Annotated in this window: 1 protein-coding gene; it reads left to right on the top strand. The window is 69.1% G+C overall.

Translation table 11 applies throughout. The features are described from left to right. On the top strand, positions 1–1,003 hold a 1,003-nt coding region (locus tag FKP22_RS31595), incomplete at both ends, for a [protein-PII] uridylyltransferase family protein (protein ID WP_510606741.1).

Here is a 1,003-nt window from a genome sequence, read left to right as displayed (position 1 = left end):
CACGCGATGACCGCACTGGCCGAGGTCACGCTGGGCCTGGCGCTGGCACAGGCCCGGCTGGACGCCGACGCACGCCACGGCGCGCCGCGCGACGCCAATGGCGAGGCGATCGACTTCTGGATCATCGGCATGGGCAAGCTGGGCGCACGCGAGCTGAACGTGTCGTCCGACATCGACCTGATCTACGTCTACGAAGACGACGGCCAGACCGACGGCCCGCAGCCAATCTCGGCGCACGAATACTTCAGCGCGGTGGCGCGCCAGCTCTACACGCTGATCGGCGACGTGACCGACGACGGTTTTGTCTTCCGCGTGGACCTGGCGCTGCGGCCCAATGGCAATTCCGGCCCGCCGGTGGTCAGCCTGGCGATGCTGGAAGAGTATTTCCTGGTCCAGGGCCGCGAGTGGGAGCGTTTTGCGTGGCTGAAGAGCCGCGTGGTCGCGCCGCGCGAGGCGGTCACCAGCGGCCGGGCGCTGCAGTTGCGCGCGCTGGTCACGCCGTTTGTCTACCGCAAGTACCTGGATTACGGCGTGTTCGAGGGCCTGCGCCAGCTGCACCGGCGCATCCGCGAGGAAGCGCAGCGCCGCGCCGCCGGCCGGCCGGAGCGCGCGAACGACGTGAAGCTGTCGCGCGGCGGCATCCGCGAGATCGAGTTCATCGTGCAGCTGCTGCTGGTGGTGCGCGGCGGGCAGTTCCCCGAGATCCGCACCCGCTCCACGCTGAAAGCGCTGGACAAGCTGGCCGCTGGCGGGCTGATGAAGGTCGACACGGCGCAGAAACTGGCCGAGGCCTACAGCTTCCTGCGCCAGGTCGAGCACCGCATCCAGTACCTGGACGACCAGCAGACGCATGTGCTGCCGACGGCAGACGCCGACCTGGGCTGGATCGCCGCCAGCATGCAGCTGTCCTGCAGCAGCCTCGCCTGCCCGCTGACCGACAAGCTCTGCGAGGTGCGCGAGCTGGTGGCCACCGAGTTCGACACCTTGCTGCACGACGGCCAGG

The sequence above is a fragment of the Ideonella azotifigens genome (assembly GCF_006519715.1).
GTDB lineage: Bacteria > Pseudomonadota > Gammaproteobacteria > Burkholderiales > Burkholderiaceae_C > Ideonella > Ideonella azotifigens.
The sequence above is the reverse complement of the archived record's forward strand: the minus strand, read 5'-3'. Positions and strand labels throughout refer to the sequence as shown.